A 26,004-nucleotide genomic window follows, 5' to 3' on the forward strand; every position below is an offset into this window, starting at 1 on the left:
TCAGCCTACGGTTTCCGGGCGGGGGCTCCGCAGGTCAGGGGCGGGAGCGTGGCGCCGGACGGGGCGTGCGGGCCACCAGACCCTGTCGCCGAGCAGCAGCATCAGGGCGGGCAGGATCACGACGCGGATGACGAAGGCGTCGAGGAGCACCGCGACGGTCAGGCTGAAGCCGATCTGCTTCATCTCGATCAGATGCAGGGCGGCGAAGCTCGCGAACACCGTCACCATGACGAAGGCGGCGCTCGTGACCACCCCGGCGGAGCTGCCGATGCCGTCGAGAACGGCCTGGCGGGTGGGCACACCGCGCTGGGCGGTCTCCCTGATCCGGCTGATCACGAACACCTGGTAGTCCATCGACAGGCCGAAGAGGATCACGAAGAGGAACAGCGGGACCCGGGAGCCGATGGAGCCGGTGGAGGTGAAGTCGAGCAGCCCCTCGGCCCAGGTGTTCTGGAAGGTGAGGACGAGCACCCCGAGCGCGGCGGCGGCGGAGAGCAGGTTGAGCACCACGCCGATCAGACCGAGGACCACGGACCGGAACGCCCACACCGTCATGGCGAAGGTGACCAGCAGCAGGGTGGCGATGATGAGCGGAAGCTTGTTCTTCTGGTGGGTGGGGTAGTCGGTGTACCGCGCCACGTCCCCCGTCACCGCGCCCTCGGCACCGCTCAACCGCTCCAGTGTCCGCGGCAGATGGACCGTGCGGACCCGGTCCAGCGAGCGGTGGGCCCCGGGGTCGCTCACATGGTGCGCGAGGGGCAGTTCCAGCAGGGTGGTCCTGCGGTCCGGGGAGGTCACGGGTGTGCCGGGGCCGGTGGGGTCGGGGTCGGACTGTGCGCGGGCGGCGAGTTCACGCAGTCCGGCCGCCACCTCGTCGGCCCGCGCGGGCTCGGCGCGTACGACGATCCGGTGCGTGGCCTTGAGCTCCGGGTAGGCGGCGGTGAGCCGGTCGTACGTCTGCATCGCGGGGACGGTGCGGGAGTGGGTCTCACGGCCCATGTCGGTGAGGTTGAGTCCCAGCAGCGGTGCGGAGAGGGCGAGGAGCGCGACGACGCCGACGGCGAGGGTGGCGGCGGGTCGGCGGTCCACCGCGCGCAGCAGGATCGCGGTGGGGCCACCGGTGGACTTCCGGGTGTCCGGCGCCTCGCGTGCCGTGCGGGGGTTCAGCGCCTTCCAGCGGTTCCGGGCGTGCGGGCGGGACGCGGACGGGCGGTCCGCGCGGCGTCGTTCGCGGCGCTCGGCCCGGCGCTCGGCGCGTTCGCCGAGTTTGACCAGCAGCGCGGGAAGCACGGTCAGTGAGCTGACGACGGCGACCAGCGTGACCACGATGGTGCCGGTGGCGATGGAGGAGAAGATGACGTCGTCGACCAGGTACAGGGTGGCGCTGGAGGCGGCGACGGCCAGCCCCGAGACCACGACGGCCCGTCCCGAGGTGGCCGCGGCCACCTCGACCGCCGCGTGCGGACTCAGGCGGCCACCGGCCCGCGCCCGCTCCTCGCGTTCCCGCTTGAGGTAGAAGAGGGTGTAGTCGACGCCCACGGCCAGGCCGATCAGCAGGATCACATTGGTACCGACCCCGGCGTCCGGGAAGACGTGCGACGCCAGCATCGACAGCCCGACCGCCGAGACGATGGACGTCAGAGCCAGCACCAGCGGGACGAAGGCCATCGCGAACGAGCGGAACACGAACAGCAGGGTCAGCAGGGTGACGGGCAGCGCGATCATCTCGGTGCGGGCGAGGTCGTCGGCGCGCAGCTTGTCGAGGCCCTTGCTGATCGAGGGGCTGCCGACCTCCTCCACCCGGACCCGGGGATGGGCCTCGCCGACCTCGGCCGTGCGGGCCAGCAGCGGGTCGACGTGCTTCCGGCCGTCGAGCTCGGGCCCCCGCATCGTCACATCGATCCGCAGCGCCCTGCCGTCCGGGGAGCGGACGGGTGCGCTCACGGAGCGGACCTCCGGCAGCCGCTTCATACGCTCGGCGATGTCCCGGGCGGCCGCGTCGGCGGCGGCTTCGTCCAGCGGTCCGGAACCGGGCGGCGCGGTGATCAGTACCCGTTCCAGCGGCCGTTGCTGGAGGCCCCCTTCGGCCGCCATGGCCTCGGCGCGACCGGCCTCGCCGACGCGGTAGTCCTCGGACGTGGCCGGGTTCCCGCCGACGGCGAGCCCCGCCCCGAGGCACAGGGCGACGAAGAGGAACCATCCGACGATCGCGCGCCAGGGGTGTCGGGCGCTCCAACGCGCCGTTCTCACAGAGAAGTTCTTCATGCCGATCATGCTGGTGGAGGTGCCCTGCCCGGCATGAGCCCCGATCGGTTGGACCTGGCGTCCACCGGTCGGTGGACCCGTCACCCACCCACGACGACGGCGCTGGCAGCGGTACCCGGCCGAGGTGGCCCGGCGGGCGTCCTGCTCGGCGCTGCGTGTACGCGGGGAGGCCCGGGTCCCGTCAGGGTCGGTGGCGGACACTCCGGCGTGTGGCGGTCCGCGCGGGAGGGTGGCAGTCGTGCCGGAAGGCCGGGGCCCGCGTCGTGCCAGGTCGGCGTGGGCTCCGGCAAGTGGGTGGTGCCGTCCGGAGTGCTCGCGCGCCCGGTCGGCGGCGGGGGGCGCGGTCGCTTCGGCGGCTCGGCTTCACCCGCCCGCGCGCGGGCGTTCACCCGCCCGCCCCGTCCGGCGGGCGCACCGTACGCGGCCGGACCGACGCTGTGAGCGACCACCTGGTCCTCCTCCAGCGGAAGCGAGCTCTCCCCATGGCCGTGTCACCCCCTTCCCCGTCCCGTCCGGTACGCCGCCGCATAGTGCGAGCGGGTGCCGTGTCCCTGTCCCTGGCGGCGGCGGTGTGCGCCACCGCGCCCGCCATGGCCGGAGGTGACCCGTCCGGCGGGCGGAACCCCGAACCGACGGGCCGGGGGACGAAGCCGACGGTGGTGCTGGTCCACGGCGCGTTCGCGGACGCGTCCGGCTGGAACGCGGTCGTCGAGCGGCTCCAGCACCGCGGGTATCCGGTCGTCGCCCCGCCGAACCCGCTGCGCGGTGTCCTCAGCGACTCGGCGTATGTCGCGTCGGTCCTCAAGAGCATCAAGGGCCCGATCGTGCTCGCCGGGCATTCCTACGGCGGCGCGGTCATCAGTCAGGCGGCGGCCGGGAACGCGAACGTGAAGGCCCTGGTGTACGTGTCGGCGTTCATGCCGGACGTGGGCGAGAACCCCGCCACGCTGTCCACGAAGTTCACGGGCAGTGACCTCGGTACCGCGCTGCGGCCGGTCCCGTACACGGACGGCACGAACAGCGGCACCGATCTGTACATCCAGAACGAGAAGTTCCACTCCGTGTTCGCCGCCGATCTGCCCGAGGCGCAGACACGGGTGATGGCGGTCGAGCAGCGCCCGGTCGCGCAGGCCGGGTTCGCGCAGAACGCGACCAAGGCGGCGTGGCGGACGATCCCGTCCTGGTTCATCGTGGCGAAGAACGACAAGGCCATCGCCCCGGACCTGGAGCGCTTCGAGGCGAAGCGCGCGAAGTCGCACACGGTCGAGGTCGACTCCTCGCATGTCGCGATGATGTCGCAACCCGATCTGGTGGCCGACAAGATCCGCGACGCGGCCCACGCCACGGTCGGCAAGTAGGCCTACGCCGCAGCCGGCGGGCGGTACCGCGCCGACGGCTGACCGGCAGTACCGCGCCACGGCCGACAAGTGGTCCCGTGCCACGGCCGGTGCGGTATCGGCCGTGGCAGGGCGCACCTGCCGGGCCCTGGCCGCCGGGGAACGACGACCCCTGGCGGCCGGGGCCCGTACGCCGTCGCGGGCCCGTACGCCGTCGCCGTCGCGGGCGCGGGACAAGCAGGGGCCCCGCGCCCGTGGCGGACCCGGACGGCCGACGGGGTTGTCCCGCCGGACCGGCTCTCATCCTCCGGGGCGGCTCCGGCGGCGGGAGGCGAGGGCGAGGGTGTCGAGCAGCGGGGCGGTGCGGGACCAGCCGAGGCAGGAATCGGTGACGCTGAGGTCGGGGCGGAGGTGTGCCGTCGAGGGGTCCTGTCTGCCGTCGGACAGATAGGACTCGATCATGACACCGGCCAGGGCGGATTCGCCCTCGGTGATCTGCCGGGCCAGATCGTCGACGACGGCGGGCTGGCGGTTGTGGTCCTTGCCGCTGTTGCCGTGGGAGGCGTCGACGACGACGCGCTGCGGCAGGCCGGCCGCGGCGAGGGCCGCGCGGGCCCGGGCGACGCCCGCCCGGTCGTAGTTGGGGGTCGGGCCGCCCCGCAGGACGAGATGGGTGTCGGGGTTCCCGGTGCTCCGCAGCGTCGTGAGACGGCCGTCGGGGGCCACGGCGGGGAACATGTGGGGGTGGGCGGCGGCCTGGACCGCGGCGACCGCGGTGTCCAGTCCGCCGGACACGCAGTTCTTCATGCCGACCGGCATGGGCAGCCAGGACGCCAGATGGCGGTGCGGCTGGCTGGCGACGGTGCGGGCGCCGATGGCGGCCCAGGACACCGTGTCGGCCACGTAGGGGGCGAGTACGGGGTCCACGAACTCGTAGGCCAGCGGCAGGCCCGTGGCGGCGGCCTCGGTGAGGAAGGACCGGCCGAGGCGCAGTCCGGCGGCCAGATCGCCCTTGCCGTCGAGGGTGGGGGCGGCGAGCAGGCCGGTCCAGCCGGTGACGGTGCGGGGCTTCTCCAGATAGGCGCGCAGGACGACGACCAGGTCGTCTCCGAGGCGCTGGGCGGCGTCGGCGAGCAGGGCCGCGTACTCCAGCGCTGCCCCGGTGTCGTGGACGGAGCAGGGGCCGACGACGACGAGCAGGCGGGGGTCGCGGCGGGCGAGGACCGCGGCGACGGTGTCGCGGTGCCGGGCGACGGCGTCGGCGGTCACCGGGGACAGCGGGTGGGCCGCGGCGAGTTCGGCCGGTGCGGGCAGCGGGTGGGCCGGGCCGGGGCCGGCGGGTGCGGGCACCGGCCGGAGCGCGGTGGGTTCGGCCTGTGCGGACAGGGCACTGGCACTCATCATGACTTCCTCACGTGGGTACGGGGCAGCCTCGTGGCCCCGGCGGCGGCGAGCAGGCAGAATCCGAGCACCCACCAGAAGGTGTCGGCGAACGCCCAGGAGATGTCCGTGCCGCGGGCGGCCAGCCGGTCCTGGAGCACCACGGCGAGGGCCGCCGTGCCGACCGAACCGCCCACGATGTTGAGCAGGTTGAGCGCTCCCGAGGCGCGTGGGAGGTGTGCGGGCTCGATACGGCTGTAGACGATGTTCATGACGGGCGCGGTGATCATGGCCATGCCTACGCCGCGGACCACGAGCGCCGAGGCGATCAGCAGGTCCGGGGGCTCATGGCCGAGCTGGGTGAACGGGACCGTGCCCACGAGGATCAGCCCGATGCCGGTGACCACCAGGGTCCGGGGCGCGACCTTGTCGATGGCGCGGTTGACCAGTACCGATCCGGCCACCGCGCCGAGGCCCTGCGGGGCGAGCAGCAGTCCGGCCTCCCACGGGGACAGACCGCGCGCGGTCTGGAGGTACAGCGGCAGCAGGAACATCGTGCCGAACACCGAGGCGCCCAGGACCACCAGGGCGAAGGCGGCGGCGCCGAAGGGCGGCCGGGAGAACAGCCGGGGGTCGACCAGCGGGGTGCCGCGGGTGCGCAGTCCGTGCACGGTGAACGCGGCCAGCATCGCCAGGCCCGCGCAGACCCCGATCGTGGCCGGCAGCGTGCGGCCGTGGGCGATCTCGGTCAGTCCGTACACCAGCACGGCCAGTCCGGGTGAGAGCAGCAGGGCGCCCCGGAGGTCGAACGCGGTCCGTCGGGTGGACGGCGGTACCGCGGGCACATGGCGGCGGGCGAGCAGGATCGCGACGGCGCCGATCGGCAGATTGACGAGGAAGAGCCAGGGCCAGGACGCCACCCCGAGGATGGAGCCGCCGACCAGCGGGCCGAGTACCGGTGACAGCAGGGGGACGACGGCGACGACGCTGATCACCCGTCCGGTGCGGGAGGGTCCGGCGACCCGGGCCAGCAGTGCCTGCCCGGTCGCGGGCAGCAGTCCGCCGCCGAGGCCCTGGACGATCCGGAAGACGATCAGGCTGGTCGCGGACCAGGCCAGCGCGCACAGCGCCGAGCCGAGCAGGAACACCCCCACGGCGACGAGCCAGGTCCGCCGGCCGCCGAACCGGTCGGCCAGCCAGCCGGACGCGGGCACGGCGGCGACGACGGCCAGCAGATAGGCGGTGGTGACCCACTGGATCTCGGCGACGGAGGCGCCGAACTCCGCCGTCAGGGTGTCGATGCCGACGCTGACGATCGTGGCGTCGATGGTGGCCATGAACGTGCCGAGGACCAGGATGAAGGCGATCCGCAGCAGTTGTCCGTCGACCCGCTCGGCCGGTGGGGCCGCGTCCTTGCTCATCGGTGCTCCAGCAGTTCTGTGATGTCGGCGTCGAGGTGGTCGCCCAGGGAGCGCAGCAGGTCCAGCAGTTCCTCGGCGAGGCCGTCGGTGTCCACCCCGGCGCGGTGGGCGAGCACTCCGGTCCAGCCGTCGCCGTCGGGCATGACCGTGAGGGTCACCGGGTGGTGGGTGGACTCGCGGAACCGGGTCCCGACGACCGTGAGCCCGGGGGCGGGTTCGCGCAGCCGGTCGGGGTCGACGGGATAGTTCTCGAAGACCACGAGGCTGTCGAAGAGCCTGTGCCGTCCGGTGAGGTGTTCCAGGTCGGGCAGGGCGACGTGGTGGTGCTCGACCAGTGCGCGCTGCCCGCTCTGGAGGGCGGCGAGGGTGTCGCCGAGGGTGCCGGTGAGCCGGGCGCGTACGGGCACGGTGTTGGCCAGCAGCCCGATGATCTCCTCGACGCCCGCCAGCTCCGGGGGACGGCAGGCGACCATGGCGCCGAAGCAGACGTCCGTGCGGCCGGAGCGCCGGGCGAGCAGCACCGCCCAGGCGCCTTGCAGCAGGGTGTTGCGGGTCAGTCCGCGCCGGGCGGCATGCCGTCCGAGGTCGGCGACGAGTGCCGCGTCGAACGTGATGAGCGTGGGTTCCTGCCAGGCCGGGCCGGGTTCGGCACAGCCCAGGTGGTCGCCTTCGGGCAGGTCCTTCAGTTCGGTGGCCCAGGCGTCGAGGTCGGGTTCGTGGTCGGCGCGCCAGCGCAGATAGTCGGCGAACGGCACGGGGCCGGGCAGTTCGGGGGCCTCGCCGCGGACGCGGGCGGTGTACAGGGCGAACAGCTCGGTGAGGATGCGGGGGGCGGACCAGCCGTCGGAGAGCACATGATGGCTGGTCAGGACGAGGTCGGCGAGGTCGGGGCCGCGCCGGATCACGGTGAGGCGCAGCAGTGGTCCGGCGGCGAGGTCGAACGGCTCGGCCAGGTCGGCCGCCAGTACCTCGTCGGCCGGTCCGTCGGTGACACGGAACTCCGGACGGGGCGCTTCGGGGATCACCGCGAGACCGGCGGGGAACACGGCGCCCAGGTTGGGGTGGCGGGTCAGCAGGTCGGCGCCCGCGGCCCGCAGGGCGTCGGGGTCGAGGGTCCCGGCGAGGGTGAAGGCCGACTGCACGGTGTACGGGTCGGGGCGTTCGGTGCGGGAGTGCCGCAGCATCACCTCCTGGAGCGGGGTGAGCGGCTGCACCTCGGCGGCCCGGTCGCGGTCGAGTGCCAGGATCTCCGGTGCGGCGGCGGTGTGCAGCAGCGCGGTCCGCAGATGTGCGGCCAGTTCCTCGATCTCGGCGGTGGTGAACAGTGCGGAGGGCCAGGTGATCCGGACGCCGAGGGCGTCGTCGCGTACGAGGGCGTTGACCATCAGGGCGTAGGGCAGGGGCAGGGTGTCGGAGCCGCCGGAGCCGAGCGGGTCGGCGTCCGGGGGTGCCTGCCAGGGTGTCTCGTCGGTGGGGGCGCCGGGGAACTGGCCGAGGTAGTTCCAGGCGACCTCCGGGCGTACGGGGTCCAGCAGGCCGGCGGCGGTGAGGATGCCGTGGCCGAGGCCGTCGCCCTGGGCGCGCAGCCGTTCCTTGACGGCCCGTATGTCGTCGTCGGCGTCGAGCCGTACGGGGTGGATCGCGGTGAACCAGCCGACGGTCTGGGACAGGTCGACCTGGGTGGGGCGGCCGTGGCTCTCCAGCGCGACGAGCAGTTCGGATCGGCCGCGCCAGGCCCGTACGGCGTGGGCGAGCGCGGTGAGCAGCACGGCGTCGGGGGTGGTGCGGTGGGCGGCGGGCAGGGTGGTGATCAGGGCGCGGGTCGTGCCGGTGTCGAGCCGTATCTCGTGGTGCGTGGCCGTGGCGACGGTGTCCCGGGCGGGGTCGAGCGGGCGGGTGAGCGCCGGGGTGGCGGTCATCCGCTCCCAGTGCGGCAGTTCGGCGCGGCGGTCGGCGTCGCGCAGTGAGCGCGCCCAGCCGAGGAAGGACTGGCCGTGCCGGGTGAGCGTCCCGCCGGAGTGGGCGTGCTGGAGGTCGTCCAGCAGGACGCGCCAGGACACCCCGTCGACGACCAGGTGGTGGGCGATCAGGACGAGCCTGCCCGGGCGGGCGGGTCCGGCGTCCAGCCACAGGGCGCGCAGCAGCGGACCGGTGCGGGGGTCCATCGTGTCGCGGGCCTCGGCGGTGCGGGCGTCGGCGAGGGTCCGCAGGTCGCCGTTGGCGGGGACGCGGGTGAGCACGTCGGCGCCGGTGACGGCGCCCGCGGGCGGGATGCGGAGCATGTCGTCGGCCAGGTGGGCGCGCAGTACGTCGTGCCGGGTGAGGAGTGCGTCGAGCACGGCCCGCCAGGCCGTCTCGTCGCCGCCCGCGGGGACGCTGAGCTCGACCCACTGGCAGAACCCGTCGGCGGCGGTCCCGGCGCGGCGCAGCAGGTCCCGCATGAGCGGGGTCAGCGGCGCGTCGCCGACGGCGGGGGCCTCGTCGTGGTCGAGGGCGCGGGCGAGCGCCGCGATCCCGGCGACGGTCTCGCCCTCGAACACGTCGCGGGCGGTCAGGCCGAGTCCTTGGCGGCGGGCCCGCGACACCACTTGCAGGGACACGATGCTGTCGCCGCCGATGGTGAAGAAGTCGTCGTCGGGGCCGATGTCGTCGGTACCGAGGATGTCCCGGAACACTCCGAGCAGTACGGCTTCGGCCTCGGTGGCGGGTTCGCGACGCGCGGTGGCCGCGGCCTCGGGGGCCGGGAGCGCGGCGGCGTCGAGTTTGCCGCTCGGGCTCAGCGGGAGCCGGTCGATGGGGACGAGTGCGGTGGGCACCATGTGGTCGGGCAGTTCGGCGGCGAGGTGCGCGCGTACCGCCGCGGGGTCGAGGTCGGTGTCGTCGGTCGGGATGACGTAGCCGACGAGCCTGCCGTCGCGGACGACGACAGCGCAGGCGCGTACGCCGGGGTGGCGGGTGAGGGTGGACTCGATCTCGCCCAGTTCGACGCGGAAGCCGCGGATCTTGACCTGGTGGTCGGCGCGGCCGAGGAAGACGAGCTGTCCGTCGGGCCGCCACCGCACCAGGTCGCCGGTGCGGTACATCCGGGTCCCCGGGGGGCCGTACGGGTCGGCGACGAACGCGGCGGCGGTCAGACCGGGGCGGTTGAGGTAGCCGCGCGCCAGGCTGGGACCGCCGAGATACAGCTCGCCGGTCACCGAGGTGCCGACCGGCTGGAGTCCGCCGTCGAGCACATAGGCGCGGACGTTGGGGTCGGGCAGGCCGATCGGCAGGGGTCCGGGGTCGGCCGGGTCGTAGCGCCAGGTGACGGAGTTGATGGTGACCTCGGTGGGCCCGTAGGCGTTGAACAGCGCCTTGCGGCCCTCGCCCCAGCGCCGGGCCAGCTCGGGGTCGAGGCGTTCGGCGCCGACCATGAAGAACACGTCGGGGTCGACCGTGCGGTCGTCGGGCATCGCGGCGAGGAACGACGGCAGCAGGTTCACCCCGGTCACCCGGTGCTCGGTGATGTAGTCGAGCAGTTCGTCACCGGGGACGCGGACCTCCTCGGGTGCGATGACGGAGGTCCCGCCGGACAGCAGCGGCACCATGGTCTGCCAGAACGCGACGTCGAAGCTGGTCGACGCGAAGTGCAGATACCGGTCGTGCTCGGTGATCCCGACGACCTCTTCCTGGAGCGCGATCAGGTCGGGTACCCCGCGATGGGTCACACCGACGCCCTTGGGCCGCCCGGTGGTGCCGGAGGTGTAGATGACATAGGCGAGCGCGTCGTCGGTGAGGGTGGCACGTGCCTCGGCCGGGTCGGTGTCGGGTGCGGAGGCGAGGGTGGCCGGGTCGTCCAGCCGCAGTACCGGGACGGCCCGGTCGACGGGCAGTTCGGCGCCGGTCGTCAGGACGGCGGCCGGGGCGATGTCGTCGAACATGTAGGCCAGCCGGTCCCGTGGATAGCTCGGGTCCAGCGGTACGTACACGGCGCCCGCCTTGGCCACCGCGAACAGGGCCACCGTCATCTCGATGTCGCGTCCGAGGAGGACCGCGACGGGGTCCTGGGGGCGTACCCCGTGGGCGATCAGCGCGTGGGCGAGCCGGTTGGCGGCGCGGTCCAGTCCGGCGTAGTCGAGGCTGCGGTCGCGGCAGACCAGTGCCTCGGCGTGGGGCTTGCGGCGTACCCAGGCGGCGAATTCCTCCAGCCAGTGGCCGCGGGCCTTGGCGGGCACGATCCGGGTGCCGGTGCGCAGCATCCGTTCCCGCTCGTCCGCGTCGAGGGCGGGCAGCCGGATCGCGGGCCGCGCCGGGTCGTCGACGATCTCGCGCAGCAGATTGCGCAGCCAGCGGCCCCAGTCGCGCACGGTCGGCTCGTCGAAGGCGCGCGGCTGGTAGCCGAGGCCGATCGTGATCTCTTCGTCGGGGATCACGATCACGGTCAGCGGGTAGTGGGTGGCGTCGGTGATGTCCACCCCGGCCAGGTCGAGTCCGGGCGCGAGGGGGGTGCGCTTGCGGCTGGAGAGCGGGAAGTTCTCCATCACGAGCATCGTGTCGAAGAGTTCGCCGATGCCCACCGCCCGCTGGATCTCCGGGAGGCCGACGTGGTGGTGCTCGGCCAGTGCGACGCTCTCGGCGTGCACGTCCGCGAGCAGGTCGCGTGCCGTGCGGTCCTGGGTGTGCCGCACGCGTACCGGGATGGTGGTGCCGAGCTGGCCGATCATCGACTCGACGCCGTCGACCTCGGCGGGCCGTCCGGAGACCGGGCAGCCGAACACGACGTCGCGGCGCCCGGTGAGCCTGCCGAGGAGCAGGCCCCAGGCCGTCTGGAGCACGGTGGTCAGGGTGACGCCCTGTTCGCGGGCGAACGCGCGCAGCCGGTCGCTGAACTCCTGGCCGAGCGCGACGGTCACCCGGCCGGGCCGTTCGACTCCGGTGACGGTGCTCGCGGGGGCCAGCCGGGTGGCGTCGTCGACCCCGGCGAGGGCGTCGCGCCACGCGGTGAGGGACGCGTCGTGGTCCCGGCCGGCCAGCCAGCGGAAATACTCCGACAGCGGCGGGGCGGCGGGTACGGCGGGGCCGCCGCCGAGTTCGGCGTAGATGCCCAGCAGGGTGCGGCCGACCAGTGGCATGGACCAGCCGTCGAGCAGGGCGTGGTGGTTGGTGATCACCAGTTTGTGCTCGGCGGGGCCGACCCGGGAGAGCAGGAAGCGGATCAGCGGGGGCCTGGCCGGGTCGAACGGGCGCTCCAGTTCGGCGCGGGCGGCCTCGGGGAACGCGTCGTCCCGGCGCCATTCCAGGGCGACATCGGCGGGGATCACCTGCACCACGCCGTCCCCGGCGGGGGTGAGGTACACCCGCAGCGCGGGGTGGCGGCGCAGCAGTTCGCGGGCGGCGTCGGCCATCCGGTCCGGGTCGAGGGCGCCGACGAGGGTGGTGAGGGCCTGGACGACGTAGACGTCGGTGTCGTGGTCGTCGCGGACCAGGGTGTGGAAGGTGAGGCCGACCTGGAGCGGGGTGGCGGGCAGTACGTCGGCGATCCGGCCGACGGCGTCGTGGCTCTCCAGGGTGTCGATGGCGGCCTGGTCGAGGTCGACCAGCGGCAGGTCCGACGGGGTGAGCCCACCGGGGGTGCCGAGGGCGTGCGCGGCGAGGGCGTCCAGCGCGGCGTTCCAGGCGCTCTGGAGGGCGGCGACGGCTTCGGGGCCGAGGACCTCGGTGGCGGCCGTCCATTCGACGGCGAGCCGGGGCCCGCCCTCCTCGTGGACGAAGCAGTTGAGGGCGAGTATCTGTTCCAGGGCCTTGCCGTCGGGCTCGATGACGGAGAAGGCGTCCTGCTGGGGCAGTCGCCATCCGGTGCCGGGCAGCGGGGCGAACCGGCCGAGGTAGTTCAGCAGCACGTCGGGCGGGGGGACGGCGGACAGTTCGGGGCCGGCCACCGGGTCGAGGGTGCGCAGGACGCCGTAGCCGATGCCGCCGTCGGGGACGCCGCGCTTGGCCTCCTTGGCCGCGCGCAGCACCTGCCCGACCTCGCCGGAGGCGGGGACGCGGACCGGGTACTCGCTGGTGAACCAGCCGACGGTACGGGCCAGGTCGAGGTGTTCGCGGCCGTGGCCCTCCATGGTGACGGTCACGGCGTCGTCGTGGGCGCCCCGGTCGCGCAGCGCGAGCACGAGCGCGGCCAGCAGCACCTCGTCGGCACCGGCGCGGTAGGCGGCGGGCAGGGTGGTCAGCAGCGCCTCGGTGACCTCGGGCGAGGCGAGGGTGAGCGACCGGTGGGCGGTGGAGACGGTGTCCCGCTTCTGGTCCAGCGGGCGGGCGCCGAGCCGGGAGGCGGCGCCCAGCGCGGTCCGCCAGTGGTCGAGTTCGCCGCGGCGCGCACCGGACTCGCCCTGTTCGGCGAGGAGCGTCGCGTGCCGCCGCCATGAGGTCCCGGCGGGTTCGAGGGCGCCGCCCGTGCACGCCGTGCGCAGGTCGGGCAGCAGGACGCGCCAGGACACCCCGTCCATGGCGAGGTGGTGCACGACGACGACGAGCCGGTCCGGTGTGCCGTCGCCGGTGCGGAGCAGGGACACCCGCAGCAGGTCGCCCGCGCGGGGGTCGAGTTCCCCCGCGAGGCGGCGGGCCAGGGCGGTCACGTCCTCCCCGTGGGTCTCGCCGACGACGGCCGGTACGGCGCCCCGGGGCAGGATGTCCAGGCCGTGGCCGTCGCCCTCGTCGGTGATCCGCAGGCGCAGGGCGTCGTGCCGGTCGAGCACGGCCCGGACGCCCGCGGTGAGGTCGTCGTGGGTGAGCGCGTCGATGTGCAGGGCGGTCCACTGCGCGTATCCGGCGACGGTGTCGATGTCCGGGGCGGGGTCGAGCAGACCGCGCGCGATGGGCGGCGCGGGCACCGGCCCGGTCGGCTCGTCCAGCGGCTCGGGCGCGTCCCGCACGAGTGCGGCGGAGGCGGCGAGGGAGGCGAAGCTGCGGCGGGCCAGCAGGTCCCGGGGCCGCAGCTCGATGCCGCGCGCCCGCAGTCTGCTGCTGACGGTGATCGCGGTGATGCTGTCCCCGCCGAGGGCGAAGTAGTCGTCGTCCACGCCGACGCGGTCGACCTCGAACACCTCGGCGAGCACCGCGCACAGCAGCCGTTCCCGCTCGGTGACCGGCTCACGGCCGCCGCCGGACGACGAGGGCGCGGGCAGGGCGGCCCGGTCGAGCTTGCCGTTGGGGGTGACCGGCAGTGCGTCCAGGACGACCACCGCGGCGGGCACCATATGGTCGGGCAGCCGTTCGGCCAGCCGGGCGCGGACCGTGTCCCCGGTGACGGAGGCGGACACGACGTAGCCGATCAGCCGGGACGAGCGGACGGTCACGGCCGCCGCGGTGACCCCGGGCACGGCGCCCAGCGCGGCCTCGACCTCGCCCGTCTCCACCCGGTGGCCGCGGATCTTGAGCTGTCCGTCGCCGCGGCCCAGGTACTCAAGGCCCTGGCCGGGCACCCAGCGGGCCAGGTCCCCGGTGCGGTACATCCGGGTCCCGGGCGGGCCGAACGGGTCGGCGACGAACCGTTCGGCGCTCGCGCCGGGCCTGCCGAGGTAGCCGCGGGCCAGATGCGGCCCGGCCAGGTACAGCTCGCCCGCCGTGCCGTGCGGCACCGGCTGCAACGCGTGGTCGAGTACGCGGACCCGGGTGCCGGCGAGCGGGTGGCCGATCAGCGGCTCCTCGCCGGTGATCGGCGCGGTGGTGCTGGTGACGGACGCCTCGGTGGGGCCGTACATGTTGCGTGCGGCGATCCCCGATCCGGCGACCCGCCGCCACAGCGCGGGCGGCGCCGCCTCGCCCCCGAGGACGAGCAGGGTGGGGCGCAGGTCGAGCAGTCCGCCGTCGAGGAGCGGCGCGGCCATCGACGGGGTGGTGTCCACGATGTCGATGCCGTCGCGGGTGAACGCGGCGAGCAGGGCGTCGGCGTCGCGGGCGGTCCCGGCGTCGTAGACGTGCAGTTCATGGCCGCAGAGCAGCCATACGAGGTGTTCGAGGGCGGAGTCGAAGGCGAACGAGTAGGTGTGGGCGGCGCGCAGCGGCCTGCCCGCGGACCGTTCGGCCCGTGCGACGGCCGTGGAGCGCTGGTGGTGCAGCAGGGCGGCGAGGCCGCCGACCCGGCCGAGCACGCCCTTGGGCCGCCCGGTGGACCCGGAGGTGTGGATCACATAGGCGAGGTGCTCGGGGTGGCGTGGCGCGGCGAGTTCGTCGGCGGTGAGCGGCGCGCCGGACAGTGCGGCGGCCTCGTCGGCCAGGGTGGCCCAGGGCAGTCCGCCGATCGCGCCGTCGGTCAGGGTGGCCCAGGGCGGTCCGTCGATCCCGTCGGTGGCACCGGACCCGGGTCCGGTGTCACCGACGAGGACGAGCGCGGGGCGGGTGTCGGCGATCAGTTCGCGCAGCCGCTCGGGCGGATGGGCGGCGTCCAGGGGCTGGAACGCGGCGCCCGCGTCCATCACCGCCAGCAGGGCGACCACCGAGTCGGCGGAGCGTGGCAGCGCCAGCGCGACGATGTCGTCGGGTCCGATGCCGCGGGCGCGCAGCGCGCGGGCGAGCCGGTGCACCCGGTCCGCCAGCAGCGCGGCGGACAGCCGTTCGTCGCCGCACACCAGGGCGGTGTGCTCCGGACGCGCGGCGGCCATGGCGTCGAACGCGGTCGGCGCGTCGACCGGGGTGCCGGGCAGGGCGGGCGGGGACCAGTCCGTCAGGAGCCGGTCCACGTCCTCGGCCAGGGCGATCCGTCCTACGGGCAGGCCGTCGACCAGTGCGGTGAGCAGGGTGCGCAGGCCGGACAGTTTGCCGTCGACGGCGGCCTGGTCGCTGCCGCGGGCGTCGGCCTCGAAGCCGAGCAGCAGTCCGCCGTCGCGGGTCGGCAGGACGCTCAGCCCCATGTCCTCCGGCGGGCCGCCCGCGACATTGCGCATCACCCCGGTCGACCCGGCGAAGTCGATCGCCAGGTCGAACGCCTTGAGGTTGATCCCGCGTCCGTGCAGCAGCGCGCCCGCGCCGGGCGCGCCGAGGTCCCGGGGCAGGTCCTCGCCCCGGTAGCGCTGGTGCTCGCGCATCCCGCGCATGGCGGAGGCGACCCGCCGGCTCAGTTCCCCGAGTCCGTCGCCGCCGCGGACACTCACACGTAACGGCAGTACGTTGACGGCCATGGACGGGGTGCGCAGCTCGGCCGAGCCCGCCCGGCACATCAGCGGCAGCGCGAACACCACGTCGGTGCCGCCCAGTACGCGGTGCAGGAAGGCGGCGTAGACGGCGATCAGCGCCTCGCCCCAGGTGACGCCCTCCCGGTCGGCGAACGCGCGCAGCCGGGCCGTCTCCCCGGGCGGGACGACGGCGCGGGCCGTGACGGTGTGCTCGGGCGGACCGGCGGCGGTGTCCGTGTCGCCGAGGTCGGGCAGCGGGGTGAACCGCTCGACCCAGTACGCGCGGTCCTTGGCGCCGCGGTCGCTGTCCCGGTAGGCGCGGTCGGCGGCGACGAGGTCGGCAAACCTGCCGAAGGACGACGGGGGCGGTTCGATGCCGTTGACCAGGGCGGTGTAGTGGGCGGCGGTGCGGCGGGCGAGCATCGCGGCGGTGTAGCCGTCGAAGACCAGATGGTGGCCGAGCTGGGTGTACCAGACCTCCCGGTCGGACAGCCGGATGACCGTACGCGCGTACAGCTGCCGGTCGACCATGCCCCGGCATTCCTCGCCCGCCCGTGCCCGCTCGGCGGCGACGAGCGCGTGGGCCGCGGCGACGGGGTCGGCCTCGCCGCTGACGTCGGCCACCACGGGCCGCTCGACCGGCCGGCCGTCGACGCTCTGGCGCGGCCCCTGGGGGGTGTCGTGGACCCGCAGCCGCAGGCTCTCGGCCTCCTCGGTGGTGGCCCGGACCGCCTCGGCCAGCGCGTCGGTGTCGACCGGCCGGTCGCCGGATATCTCCACCACGTCGCCGACCAGGTAGTACGGCGAGTCGGGTTCGAGGCGCTGCGCGTTCCAGATGCCCAACTGGGCGCTGGTCAGGGCGAGCAGTCCGTCCGAGGGCACGCGTGCGGTGCTCAACTTACTCTCCTTGAAGTGTGGGGACGACCATCGGCGTATCGGTCACCGGGTCGGGGACGATGACGCTCGGCAGGTCGAACACGTCCTTGATCAGCACGGCGTCCACGATGTCGGCGGGGACACCCTCGGCGACCACCCGGCCGTCCTTCATGGCGACCAGGTGGTCGGCGAACCGGCATGCCTGGTTGATGTCGTGCAGGACGGCGATCACCGTGCGGCCCTGGTCGCGCAGCCGGGCGAGCAGGCCGAGCAGTTGGTACTGGTGGGTGATGTCCAGGAACGACGTCGGTTCGTCGAGCAGCAGACAGGGCGTCTCCTGGGCGAGGACCATGGCGATCCACACGCGTTGCCGCTGTCCGCCGGACAGTTCCTGCACGGGCCGGTCGGCGAGGTCGGTGACGCCCGCGGCGTCCATCGCCCCGGTGACGGCCTCCTCGTCGTGCGGTGACCACAGGGCCAGCAGCGACTGGTGGGGGAAGCGTCCCCGGCCGACGAGTTGCCGGACCAAGATGTCCTCGGGGGCCAGCGGGTCCTGCGGCAGGAAGCCGAGTTGCTTGGCCAGTGCCTTGGGCGCGTAGGCGCCGACCTCCCGGCCGTCGAGCCGTACCTGCCCGGTGTCGGGGCGCAGCAGCCGGACGAAGGCGCGCAGCAGGGTGGATTTCCCACAGGCGTTGGGGCCCACGATGGCGGTGAACGCGCCGTCGGGGACGTCGAGGCTCAGCCGTGTGGACACCACCCGGTCTCCGTAGCGCAGGGTGATGTCCCGCGCGGTCAGGCGTGCGGTCACGCTCGCCTCACTTCCTTGGTCAGCAGCCATATCAGGTAGCAGCCGCCGATCGCGGTGCTCACCACGCCGACGGGCAGCGCGACGGGCGCCAGCAGCATCTGGGCGAGCAGATCGGCGCCTTGGAGCAGGACCGCGCCGGTGAGCGCGGCGGGGAGCAGCGGTACCCCGGCGGCGCCCGCGAGCCTGCGGCCGATCTGCGGGGCGGCGAGGGCGATGAAGGCGATCGGTCCGGCCACCGCGGTGACCGTGGCGGTGCAGCCGACGCCGACGAGGACCATCAGCAGGCGCAGCCGGTCGAGTCCGACGCCGGTGGTGACCGCGATCGCGTCGCCGAGCGATGCCTGGTGCATGGCGTGCGCGCGGGCGGCCATGAGGATCAGCAGGACGGCGATGACGGAGAACGGTATCCACAGGTCGGGCCAGCCGACGCCGTTGAGCGAGCCCGCGCTCCAGCCGACCGCGGCGATCGCGACCTCCAGTTCGGCGCGCAGCACGATCCAGGAGTTGATCGCGGTGACCATCGCGTTGACGGCGATGCCGATCACCACCAGTCGCAGCCCGGAGAATCCCCGGTCGAACGAGAGGACGTAGATCAGGGCCGCGACGACGAGCCCGCCGAGCACGGAGCCGACGGCCAGTTGCGCGGAGGCGCCCGACAGTACGGTGATGGCGACCAGGGCGCCGGTGTAGGCGCCCGCGTCGAGGCCGATGACGTCGGGGCTGCCCATCGGGTTGCGGGTGAGGTTCTGGAAGATGGCCCCGGCGACACCGAGCGCGGCGCCGAAGACGAGTCCGGCGAGGACCCGTGGCAGCCGCCATTCCAGGATCACCACGGAGCGTTCCGTGCCGGTCAGGGCGGCGAGCACCTCGCCCGGCGACGACCAGGACGCGCCGTAGCACAGCCCGAGCAGGCCGAGTCCCAGCAGCGCGGAGACCATTACCGCGACGAGGACGAGGGTGCGGGGTTCGGCCCGCACTCCGAGGGCGCTCACAGCGATCCCGCGCCGTAGCGGCGGACGGCCCAGATCAGCATGGGGCCGCCCAGGAAGGCGGTGACGATGGCCACCGGCACCTCGCCGGTGGGCAGCAGCACCCGTGATCCCATGTCGGCGATCAGCAGCAGGATCGGCCCGAGGACCATCGTGTAGAGCATCAGCCACGGCACCGAGCCCGCCGCGGGCCGGCGGACCAGGTGCGGCACGATCAGTCCGACGAACAGGATCGGGCCGGCCACCGCCGTGGCCGCCCCGCTGAGCACGGTGATCAGTACCAGCGCGACGGCCCGTACCCGGTTCACCCCGGCGCCCAGGGTGTGGGCGACGCTCTCCCCCAGGCTCAGGGCGTTGAGCGATCGGCTCAGCAGCAGCGCGCCGGACAGGCACACCGCGATCGCGGCCAGCGGCAGTGTCAGCGGCGCCTGTTCGCGGGCCGCCAGCGAGCCGACGGACCAGAAGCGGTAGGCGTCGAAGACGTCCGGGAGCATCAGCCGCATACCGAGGGCGACACCGCTCAGGACGGCGGTCAGCGCGACGCCGGTGAGTACCAGGCGCAGCGGTGAGCGCCGTCCGACCGCGGCGACGAGCAGTGCCGCGAGCACCGAGCCGATGATCGCGAAGCCCAGCTCGCCCGCCTGCCCGGCGGCCAGGCCGAGGGCCGAGCCGACGGTGATGGCGAACCCGGCGCCCGCGGTGACCCCGAGGATGCCGGGCTCGGCCAGCGGGTTGCGGGCGAGCGTCTGGATCAGGGCGCCCGCCACCGCCAGCGCGGCGCCCACCGCGACGGCCAGCAGCGCGCGGGGGGCCCGGACATCGCGGACGGTGATGTGGTCGTCGGTGCCCTGGAAGTCGACCAGGGCCCGGACGACCTCGGCGGGCGGGACCGGGCGGGCGCCGACGCCGATGCTGAGCACGGCGACCGCCGCCAGCAGCACCAGTCCGCCGACGAGGATGCCGGCCTGCGGCACGGCCCGCCGGGTTCCCACCGTCCGGGGCGCGTGGTCTGCGGCGGTCACCGGTCCAGCAGCGGCGCGAACGCCTTGTCGAGCACGTCCAGGGTCTGGGTGGCCTGTCCGTAGGTCGCGGCCTCGGTGTAGCCGAGCGGGATGGTCTTCCCGGCCTTGACCGCGGGCAGGTTCTTCCACAGCTTGGAGTCCATGGCGTACTTCACCGGCTCGGGCACGCTGCCGTCGGCCTGGACCGAGTAGGTGATGACGTCGGCCTCGCGGAACGCGGCGGGGAGTTCCTCGATGGACGGGTACTCGCTGACGGCGCGCGAGCCGGGTCCGGGCTCCTTGACCTTGCCGTAGTACTTCGCGCCGAGGTCCTCCGCGATGTTGGTGCCCCAGGAGCCGTTGAACTCGCGCTGGAAGGTGCCCTTGGCGACCTCGCCGTAGGCGCCGACGTGACCCAGCTTGAGTCCGGGCAGTACGTCCTTGTACTTCTCGGCGAGTCCGGTGGCCTTGGCCTCGTACGCGGTCTTCACGGAGTTGAACTTCTCCAGCGCGCCGGCCGCGTCGGACTGCTTGAGGGACAGGTCGCGCCACGCGGACGGGATGGTCGGGCCGATCGCGACGACCGGGGCGATGGACTCCAGCCGCTTCACGTCGATGTCGCCGAGGACGGGGGCGGGCACGCCGATGACGATCAGGTCCGGGTCGGCCTCGGCGATGGCCTCGTAGTTGGTCTCGGCCGCCAGCTCGCCCGCGACCTTGGGGAGCTTCTTGTAGGCGACCAGCTCCTTCTCGCCCATCATCGGTTCGCCGCGCTTCCACGACGAGATCCCGACGAGCGGGGCGCCGGCCTCGACCAGGACGGGCACGGCGTACCCGGTGGCGACCACGCGCTGGGGGTCGACGGGGATGGTGATCTTGCCGTTGTCGGCGGTGAACACCCGGGTCTTGCCCTTGCCGTCCTTGGCGTCCGAGTCCTTCCCGTCGTCCGACGCTCCGCAGCCGGTCAGGGCCAGGGAGAGGGCCAGGGCACCGGCCAGACCCGTTGATCTGTTCATGAACATGCGCAAACTCCTTGATATGAGAGAGAACTCGTCCTGCCCGACGGCTTCCTGACGGACTGTCGGGCGGGACGGACGGGGGCGGGACGTGGGTGTCCCGGCCCCCTGGGTCGTCGCGGTCCGCGCGGCCGGAGCCGCCGGGGCTCAGTGGTCGTCGTCGAAGTCCGCGACGCCGCGCTTCCAGTAGCCGGTGATGTCGTGGTCGGCCTTCTCCAGCCGCAGATCGTCACGGACCCAGCGGCGCAGCGGTTTGATCTGCCCCGCCTCCCCCGCGACCCATACGTAGAGCCGTTCGCCGTCGGGCACGGTCACCGCGGTCACGGCCCGCGCGAGCGCGTCGCCGGTGCCCACGGGCCGCCCGCCCCGGTGCAGCCAGCGCACCTCGACCCCGTCGGGTCCGGACAGCGCGATCTCCTCGGCCGCGTCGGTGACCTCGACGAACGCCCAGCCGCGGGCGTCGCGGGGCAGTTCCTCCAGCCAGCGCGCGATCGCGGGGAGCGCCGTGATGTCGCCCGCGAACAGATAGCGGTCGTAGGCGTGCGGCACGATCAGTCCGCCGGGCGGCCCGGCGACATGCACGACCGCGCCCGGCCGCACCGCGCGCGCCCAGTCGGACGCGAGACCGCCCTCGTGCGGCGCGATGTCGATGTCGATCTCGCGCGCGACCGGGTCGTAGCGGCGCACGGTGTACTCGCGTGAGACGGGTGCGGGCCGCGGCCAGCGCAGCATCGCCCCGTCCTGTTCGGGCAGCCTGAGCGAGCCGTCCGGGCCGGGGAAGATGAGCTTCACGTGTTCGTCGGGCGCGTGGGCCTCGAAGCCCTCGGCGCCCGCGCCGCCCAGGGTCACCCGCAGCAGACCCGCGCCGACCCTGGCGGTACGCACGACCTCGGTCTGCCGGACCCGGATCGGATAGCCCACCTTCTCGGCTTCCCGGCCCTCCAGGACCTCCGCGATCCGTTCCAGGTGCCGGTGCCGGTGGTCGGTCCGGGTCATGCGGTGCCGCCCGTCAGGATCGCCGTCCAGTGGGCCAGTTCGGGCCGCTCGGCCAGGTCGGGGAACTCCAGCGTGACCGCTCCCGCCGCGCGCCAGCGCTCGACGAGGGTCATCATCCGCATCGAGTCCAGGCCGGAGTCGACCAGGTCGTCCTCGGGGCCGATCGCGGCGGGGTCGCAGCCCAGCACCTCCGCGACATCGGCGCGGACCCGCTCGGGCGTCAGGCTCACGCTCATCGTGCGGCTCCCGCGGGGACCGGGGCCGCCGACAGCGCGGCCAGGGTGTCGGCCGTCGTGGTCACCACACCGCAGCGCTGGGCGACGTACTCGCAGGCCTGGTCGTGGCGTTCGCGGGAGAAGTCGGCGACGGCGTCGGCCACCAGGAAGGGCTGGACGTCACGCATGAACGCCTCGACGGCGGTGGCCTGGCAGCCGATGTGCGCGTACACACCCGTGATCAGCAGCTGGTCGCGGCCCAGCGCCCCCAGCAGTTCGGCGAACGAGCTGCGCTGGAAGGCGCTGTAGCGCCATTTGGCGAGGACGGTGTCGGACTCGGCCGGGGCGAGCTCGGGGACGATGTCCGCGGCCCGGGGGTCGGAGTCGATCACCGCGCCGATGCCGTCGCCCCAGAACTCGGTGAGCAGTCCGCGGTCCTCGGCGGCCTGCCTGCCGGGCTGCGCGGTGTAGAACACCGGGATCCCCCGCTCACGGGCGGCGTCCGCCAGCCGTGCGATGTTCGCGGTCGCCTCGGGCACCGGGGCCCCGGCGTACGGCGCGAGGAAGTAGCGCTGCATGTCGTGGACCAGCAGGGCGGCGCGGGCCGGATCGGGCGTCCACCGCACCCGTCCCCTGGGCAGTTCCGCGGCCACGGGCAGCTGATAGGGCCGGATCTGGGGCAGGGACACACTCATCACTCCTTCTTCGCGAGCGCGGCCAGTGCCGCTCTCAGCTCGCGCTTGCTGGTCTTGCCGACGCCGGTCACCGGGAACTCCCCGACGACCTGGACCAGGTCCGGCACCTTGAACGCCGCGATCCCGCGCTCCCGCACGAAGGCGCGCAGCTCGCGGCCGGTGGGCGACGCGCCCTCGGCGGGCACGACATAGGCACAGGTCCGCTCACCGAGGTAGGTGTCGGGCACCGCGACGACGGCGGCGTCGAGCACGGCCGGGTGCGCCATCAGATGGTTCTCGACCTCTTCGGCGGCGATCTTCTCGCCGCCCCGGTTGATCTGCTCCTTGACCCGGCCGACGACCTCCAGCTGCCCCGAGGGCGTACGGCGCACCAGGTCACCGGTGCGGTAGAAGCCGTCCGCGGTGAACGCGGTGGCGTTGTGCTCGACGGCGCGGTAGTAGCCGCGGATCGTGTAGGGACCCCGGGTGAGCAGGGCGCCGGTGCCGCCCGGTGCCACCTCGGCGCCGGTGTCCGGGGCGACGACGCGGATCTCGTCGTCGGAGGAGATGGGGCGGCCCTGGGTGGTGAGCACGGTCTCCTCGGGGTCGTCGAGGCGCGTGTAGCAGACCAGGCCCTCGGCCATCCCGAACACCTGCTGAAGACGGCAGCCCAGCGCGGGGCCGATCCGCTCGGCGAGTTCGCGCCCGCATTTGGCGCCGCCGACCAGCAGGACCTCCAGGGAGGACAGATCACGGTCGGTGCGGGCCGCGGCCTGCACCCACGCGGCGGCCAGCGGCGGCACCACCCCGGTGATCGTGACCCGTTCGTCCTGGATCAGCCGGAACGCGGTGTCCGCGTCCGGCCGGGGCGCCATGACCGTGGCCGCGCCCGCGTGGAGCGCGCCCAGCACCCCCGGTGAGCTGAGCGGGAAGTTGTGCGACACGGGCAGTGCGGCCAGGTACACGCTGTCCGGGCGCAGCCCGCAGATCCGGGCGCTCTCCCGGACGCTGTAGAGGTAGTCGTCGTGGGTGCGCGGGATCAGCTTCGCCAGCCCGGTGCTCCCGCCGGACAGCTGGAGGAACGCCACCCCCTGCGGGTCGGGGTCGGGCAGTTCGCGCGGCGCGGTCGCGGCCAGGCCGGCGAACTCGTCCGAGCCGACCACCAGTACCCGCCGCAGGGAGTCCACCTCGGACGCGACGGCGCGGGCGGTCGCGGCGTGGTCGTGCCGCTCGTGCTCGCCGACGGTGATGACGGCGGCGGCCTCGCTGTGCGCGGCGAAGTGCCGCAGCTCGCTGCGCCGGTGCGCGGGCAGCGCGAACACCGGCAGCACCCCGGCACGCCACATCCCGAACACCACCGGCAGGAACTCGGGGATGTTGGGCAGTTGCAGCACGATCCGTTCACCGGGCGCGAACCCGGCGCCGACCAGGCCCGCCGCGATCCGGTGGGCCCGCTCGTCCAGCTCGGCGAAGCTCCAGCGGGTGTCCCCGCCGACGACGGCGGTCCGGTCCGGGTACGCGGCGGCCAGCGAGGTGAGGAGCGCCCCGAAGGTCTGTCCGCGCCAGTGGCCCGACGCCCGGTAGCGCGCGGCGGTGTCCGGCGGCCAGGGCACATGGTCCACGGTCATGCCATGTCCTCCACGCCGAGGGCACGCAGCAGCGTGCGGAACTTCGCCCCGGTCTCGGCCAGTTCGGCGGCGGGGTCCGAGCCCGCGACGATCCCGGCCCCGGCGAACAGCCGCACGGTCCGGTCGCACACCTCGGCGCTGCGTATCGTCACCGCCCACTCGCCGTCGCCGTCGAGGCCGGTCCAGCCGACCATCCCCGCGTAGTAGCCGCGGGCCTGCGGTTCCAGGTCCGTGATGGCGGCGAGGGCGCCGGGCGCGGGCACACCGCACACCGCGGGGGTGGGGTGCAGCGCCTCGGCCAGTCCCAGCGCCGAACAGGCGGGGTCGGTGGGGTCCGCCAGCCGTCCGGTGATCCGGGTGGACAGATGCCACATGGTCGGGGTGCCGATCACCTCGGGCCCCGAGGGCACGTCCAGGTCGGCACAGAACCTGCCGAGCACCTCGGCCACCTGGGCCGCGGTGTGGGCGTGTTCGCCGAGGTCCTTGGCCGATTCACGCAGCCGCGCGACCCGCTCGCGGTCCAGCGCGTCGTCGCCCGACCGGGGGGCCGAGCCCGCCAGCGGGTTGGCGACCACGGTCGCGCCGCGACGGGACACCAGCAGTTCGGGGCTGGCTCCGACGAGGGTGCGCGGGGCGGGGTCACCGGGCGCGGTGACGTCCACGGCGAAGGCGTACGCGGCGGGGTCGGCGCGCACCAGCCGGGCCAGCAGCGCGGGCACCCACACCGGGGCATCCGCGGTCAGTTCCAGACCGCGGGCCAGTACGACCTTGCGCAGGTCGCCGCGGCCGATGAGTTCCAGGGCGCGGCGGACGCTTTCGGCGTAGCGCGCGGACTCGGGGCGCGGGGTGATCGTCCATGAGGTGCCGGACTCCGCTTCGGGGGCCCGTACCCCGGCGGGGGCGTCCGCGCGCCGCACCACGGAGGGCACCACCAGGCCGGTCTCCGCCGCCGGGTTGAAGCCGACGGCCCCGGCGACGACGGGCTCGGGCACTCCCGCCGTGGCGGCCGCGTCGAGCGCCTCGGCCGCGGCGAGGGCCTGCGCCCCGCCACCGGCCCGCACCCGGGCGTGGACGCCGTCGGCGAGCAGGGTCCCCCGGGGGGAGGAGAAGTATAAGGAGCCGGGCAGATAGGCAGCCAGGAGGTCGGCCGCCCGGTGCACAGGCCTCGGGCGCACCAGCGCGGATATGGACACGTCAGCGATTCCTTCCTCAGGCGCGCAGGGTCGCGCCGCCGTCGACGAACAGGTTCTGCATGGTGATGTGCCGGGCCCGGTCGGAGACCAGGAACAGCACGGCGTCGGCGATGTCGGCCGGCTCGGCGATGCGCCCGAGCGGTATGCCCACCCGGAACTGTTCGGGGGTGCCCGCTATCACCCGGTCGAGGTCGTCCTCGTCCGTCCACAGCAGTCGCTGCATCGGGGTGTCGGTCGAGCCGGGTGAGACCACGTTGCAGCGGATGCCGTGGCGGGCGACCTCCAGTCCGAGGCAGCGGGTGAGCATGGTGGTCGCCGCTTTGGAGGCCGCGTAGGCGCCCATGCCCGTACGTGGTACGCCCGAGGCGTTGGAGCCGACGGTCACCAGGGAACCGCGCCCTCGTGGGACCATCCGGCGGGCCAGTTCACGCAGGACGAGGAACGCGCCCGTGGTGTTCACGGAGAAGGTGTCCGCCCAGTCCTCGTCGGTGGTCTCGCACAGCGGTGCGGGCCGCAGGATGCCCGCGACGGACACCCCGGTGACGATCGGCCCGATGTCGTGTTCGGTCCGGTCGACGACGTCGGCGACCGCGGCCGGGTCGGCCACATCGGCGGTGAAGGGGACGACCCTTCCGCCGGAGCGTTCCGCGAGATCCTTCAGACCGTCCGCGTCGATGTCGACCGCGGCGACGGTCGCGCCCTCACGGACCAGTCCGTCGACCACGGCGGCCCCTATCCCTCTGGCCGCCCCGGTGACCAGCGCGACCGAGCCCGTACTTCCCCCGTCCCGGGCAAACATGCATCCCCCCTCGCTCGGTAAAGTAAGGCTAACCTAATCAGACTCGTCGACATACGCAAGAAGCTGTGCGCTTCCTGACCCGGTGACATATGACTCAGCGTCATTTCGCTCCGAAACCAACGGAGTTGGTCCCTTTTAGGAGCGCTTTCACACGCTCGACGGGCCTCGTACCGCTGTACGACGTAGAGCACTCGTCGCGGTACGCCAGACGTAGTCCGGACAGACTCAGACGGCACAACGGCCCCTGGGCGCCC

At 73.8% G+C, this 26,004-nt stretch carries 15 protein-coding genes; 1 reads left to right on the forward strand and 14 read right to left on the reverse strand.

Going from position 1 to position 26,004, the window contains the following annotated elements:
- Complete coding sequence (locus AB852_RS14770; RefSeq protein WP_079184697.1) at nucleotides 1–2,265, reverse strand: MMPL family transporter; 2,265 nt, start codon at nucleotides 2,263–2,265, stop codon at nucleotides 1–3.
- A 482-nt stretch (nucleotides 2,266–2,747) separates the two neighbouring features.
- Here AB852_RS14770 and AB852_RS14775 point away from each other — a divergent pair, with 482 nt between their 5' ends.
- Entirely contained in the window at nucleotides 2,748–3,623 is an 876-nt protein-coding gene (locus tag AB852_RS14775) for an alpha/beta hydrolase (protein WP_073788154.1), read from the forward strand.
- A gap of 279 nt (nucleotides 3,624–3,902) precedes the next feature.
- On the opposite strand, the gene AB852_RS14780 is transcribed toward AB852_RS14775, so the two are convergent.
- The 13 genes from AB852_RS14780 to AB852_RS14840 form a co-directional block, all read right to left on the reverse strand.
- Complete coding sequence (locus tag AB852_RS14780) at nucleotides 3,903–5,003, reverse strand: 3-deoxy-7-phosphoheptulonate synthase (RefSeq protein WP_079184618.1); 1,101 nt, start codon at nucleotides 5,001–5,003, stop codon at nucleotides 3,903–3,905.
- Nucleotides 5,003–6,403 carry an MDR family MFS transporter gene (locus AB852_RS14785; RefSeq protein ID WP_073788156.1) on the reverse strand — a complete coding sequence of 467 codons (1,401 nt, stop codon included), beginning with the start codon at nucleotides 6,401–6,403 and terminating at the stop codon, nucleotides 5,003–5,005. Before AB852_RS14785 ends, AB852_RS14780 begins: the two co-directional genes overlap by 1 nt.
- Nucleotides 6,400–16,452: a non-ribosomal peptide synthetase gene (locus AB852_RS14790; protein WP_073788158.1), complete on the reverse strand. Its 10,053-nt coding sequence runs from the start codon at nucleotides 16,450–16,452 to the stop codon at nucleotides 6,400–6,402. Before AB852_RS14790 ends, AB852_RS14785 begins: the two co-directional genes overlap by 4 nt.
- A 1-nt stretch (nucleotide 16,453) precedes the next feature.
- Complete coding sequence (locus tag AB852_RS14795; RefSeq protein ID WP_073788160.1) at nucleotides 16,454–17,239, reverse strand: ABC transporter ATP-binding protein; 786 nt, start codon at nucleotides 17,237–17,239, stop codon at nucleotides 16,454–16,456.
- Complete coding sequence (locus AB852_RS14800) at nucleotides 17,236–18,177, reverse strand: FecCD family ABC transporter permease (protein WP_073789128.1); 942 nt, start codon at nucleotides 18,175–18,177, stop codon at nucleotides 17,236–17,238. The genes AB852_RS14795 and AB852_RS14800 overlap by 4 nt, the downstream gene beginning before the upstream one ends.
- Nucleotides 18,178–18,227: 50 nt before the next feature.
- Nucleotides 18,228–19,250 carry a FecCD family ABC transporter permease gene (locus tag AB852_RS14805; protein ID WP_073788163.1) on the reverse strand — a complete coding sequence of 341 codons (1,023 nt, stop codon included), beginning with the start codon at nucleotides 19,248–19,250 and terminating at the stop codon, nucleotides 18,228–18,230.
- Entirely contained in the window at nucleotides 19,247–20,251 is a 1,005-nt protein-coding gene (locus AB852_RS14810; RefSeq protein ID WP_073788165.1) for a TroA family protein, read from the reverse strand. The genes AB852_RS14805 and AB852_RS14810 overlap by 4 nt, the downstream gene beginning before the upstream one ends.
- A gap of 141 nt (nucleotides 20,252–20,392) precedes the next feature.
- On the reverse strand, nucleotides 20,393–21,241 hold the full coding sequence (locus AB852_RS14815) for a siderophore-interacting protein (protein WP_073788167.1): 849 nt from the start codon (nucleotides 21,239–21,241) through the stop codon (nucleotides 20,393–20,395).
- Nucleotides 21,238–21,477 carry a phosphopantetheine-binding protein gene (locus tag AB852_RS14820; RefSeq protein WP_073788170.1) on the reverse strand — a complete coding sequence of 80 codons (240 nt, stop codon included), beginning with the start codon at nucleotides 21,475–21,477 and terminating at the stop codon, nucleotides 21,238–21,240. Before AB852_RS14820 ends, AB852_RS14815 begins: the two co-directional genes overlap by 4 nt.
- A complete protein-coding gene (locus AB852_RS14825) occupies nucleotides 21,474–22,145 on the reverse strand; it encodes an isochorismatase family protein (protein ID WP_281257798.1) in 672 nt (223 codons plus the stop codon). The genes AB852_RS14820 and AB852_RS14825 overlap by 4 nt, the downstream gene beginning before the upstream one ends.
- 5 nt (nucleotides 22,146–22,150) lie before the next feature.
- Entirely contained in the window at nucleotides 22,151–23,758 is a 1,608-nt protein-coding gene (locus tag AB852_RS14830; protein ID WP_073788173.1) for a (2,3-dihydroxybenzoyl)adenylate synthase, read from the reverse strand.
- Nucleotides 23,755–24,951 (reverse strand): isochorismate synthase, encoded by a 1,197-nt coding sequence (locus AB852_RS14835; RefSeq protein WP_073788175.1) that lies wholly within the window; start codon nucleotides 24,949–24,951, stop codon nucleotides 23,755–23,757. Before AB852_RS14835 ends, AB852_RS14830 begins: the two co-directional genes overlap by 4 nt.
- Nucleotides 24,952–24,967: 16 nt before the next feature.
- Nucleotides 24,968–25,750, reverse strand: a complete 783-nt coding sequence (locus tag AB852_RS14840; protein WP_073788177.1) for a 2,3-dihydro-2,3-dihydroxybenzoate dehydrogenase — start codon at nucleotides 25,748–25,750, stop codon at nucleotides 24,968–24,970.
- Between the last annotated feature and the right edge of the window lie 254 nt (nucleotides 25,751–26,004).

The sequence above is a fragment of the Streptomyces uncialis genome (assembly GCF_001905345.1).
Taxonomy (GTDB): domain Bacteria; phylum Actinomycetota; class Actinomycetes; order Streptomycetales; family Streptomycetaceae; genus Streptomyces; species Streptomyces uncialis.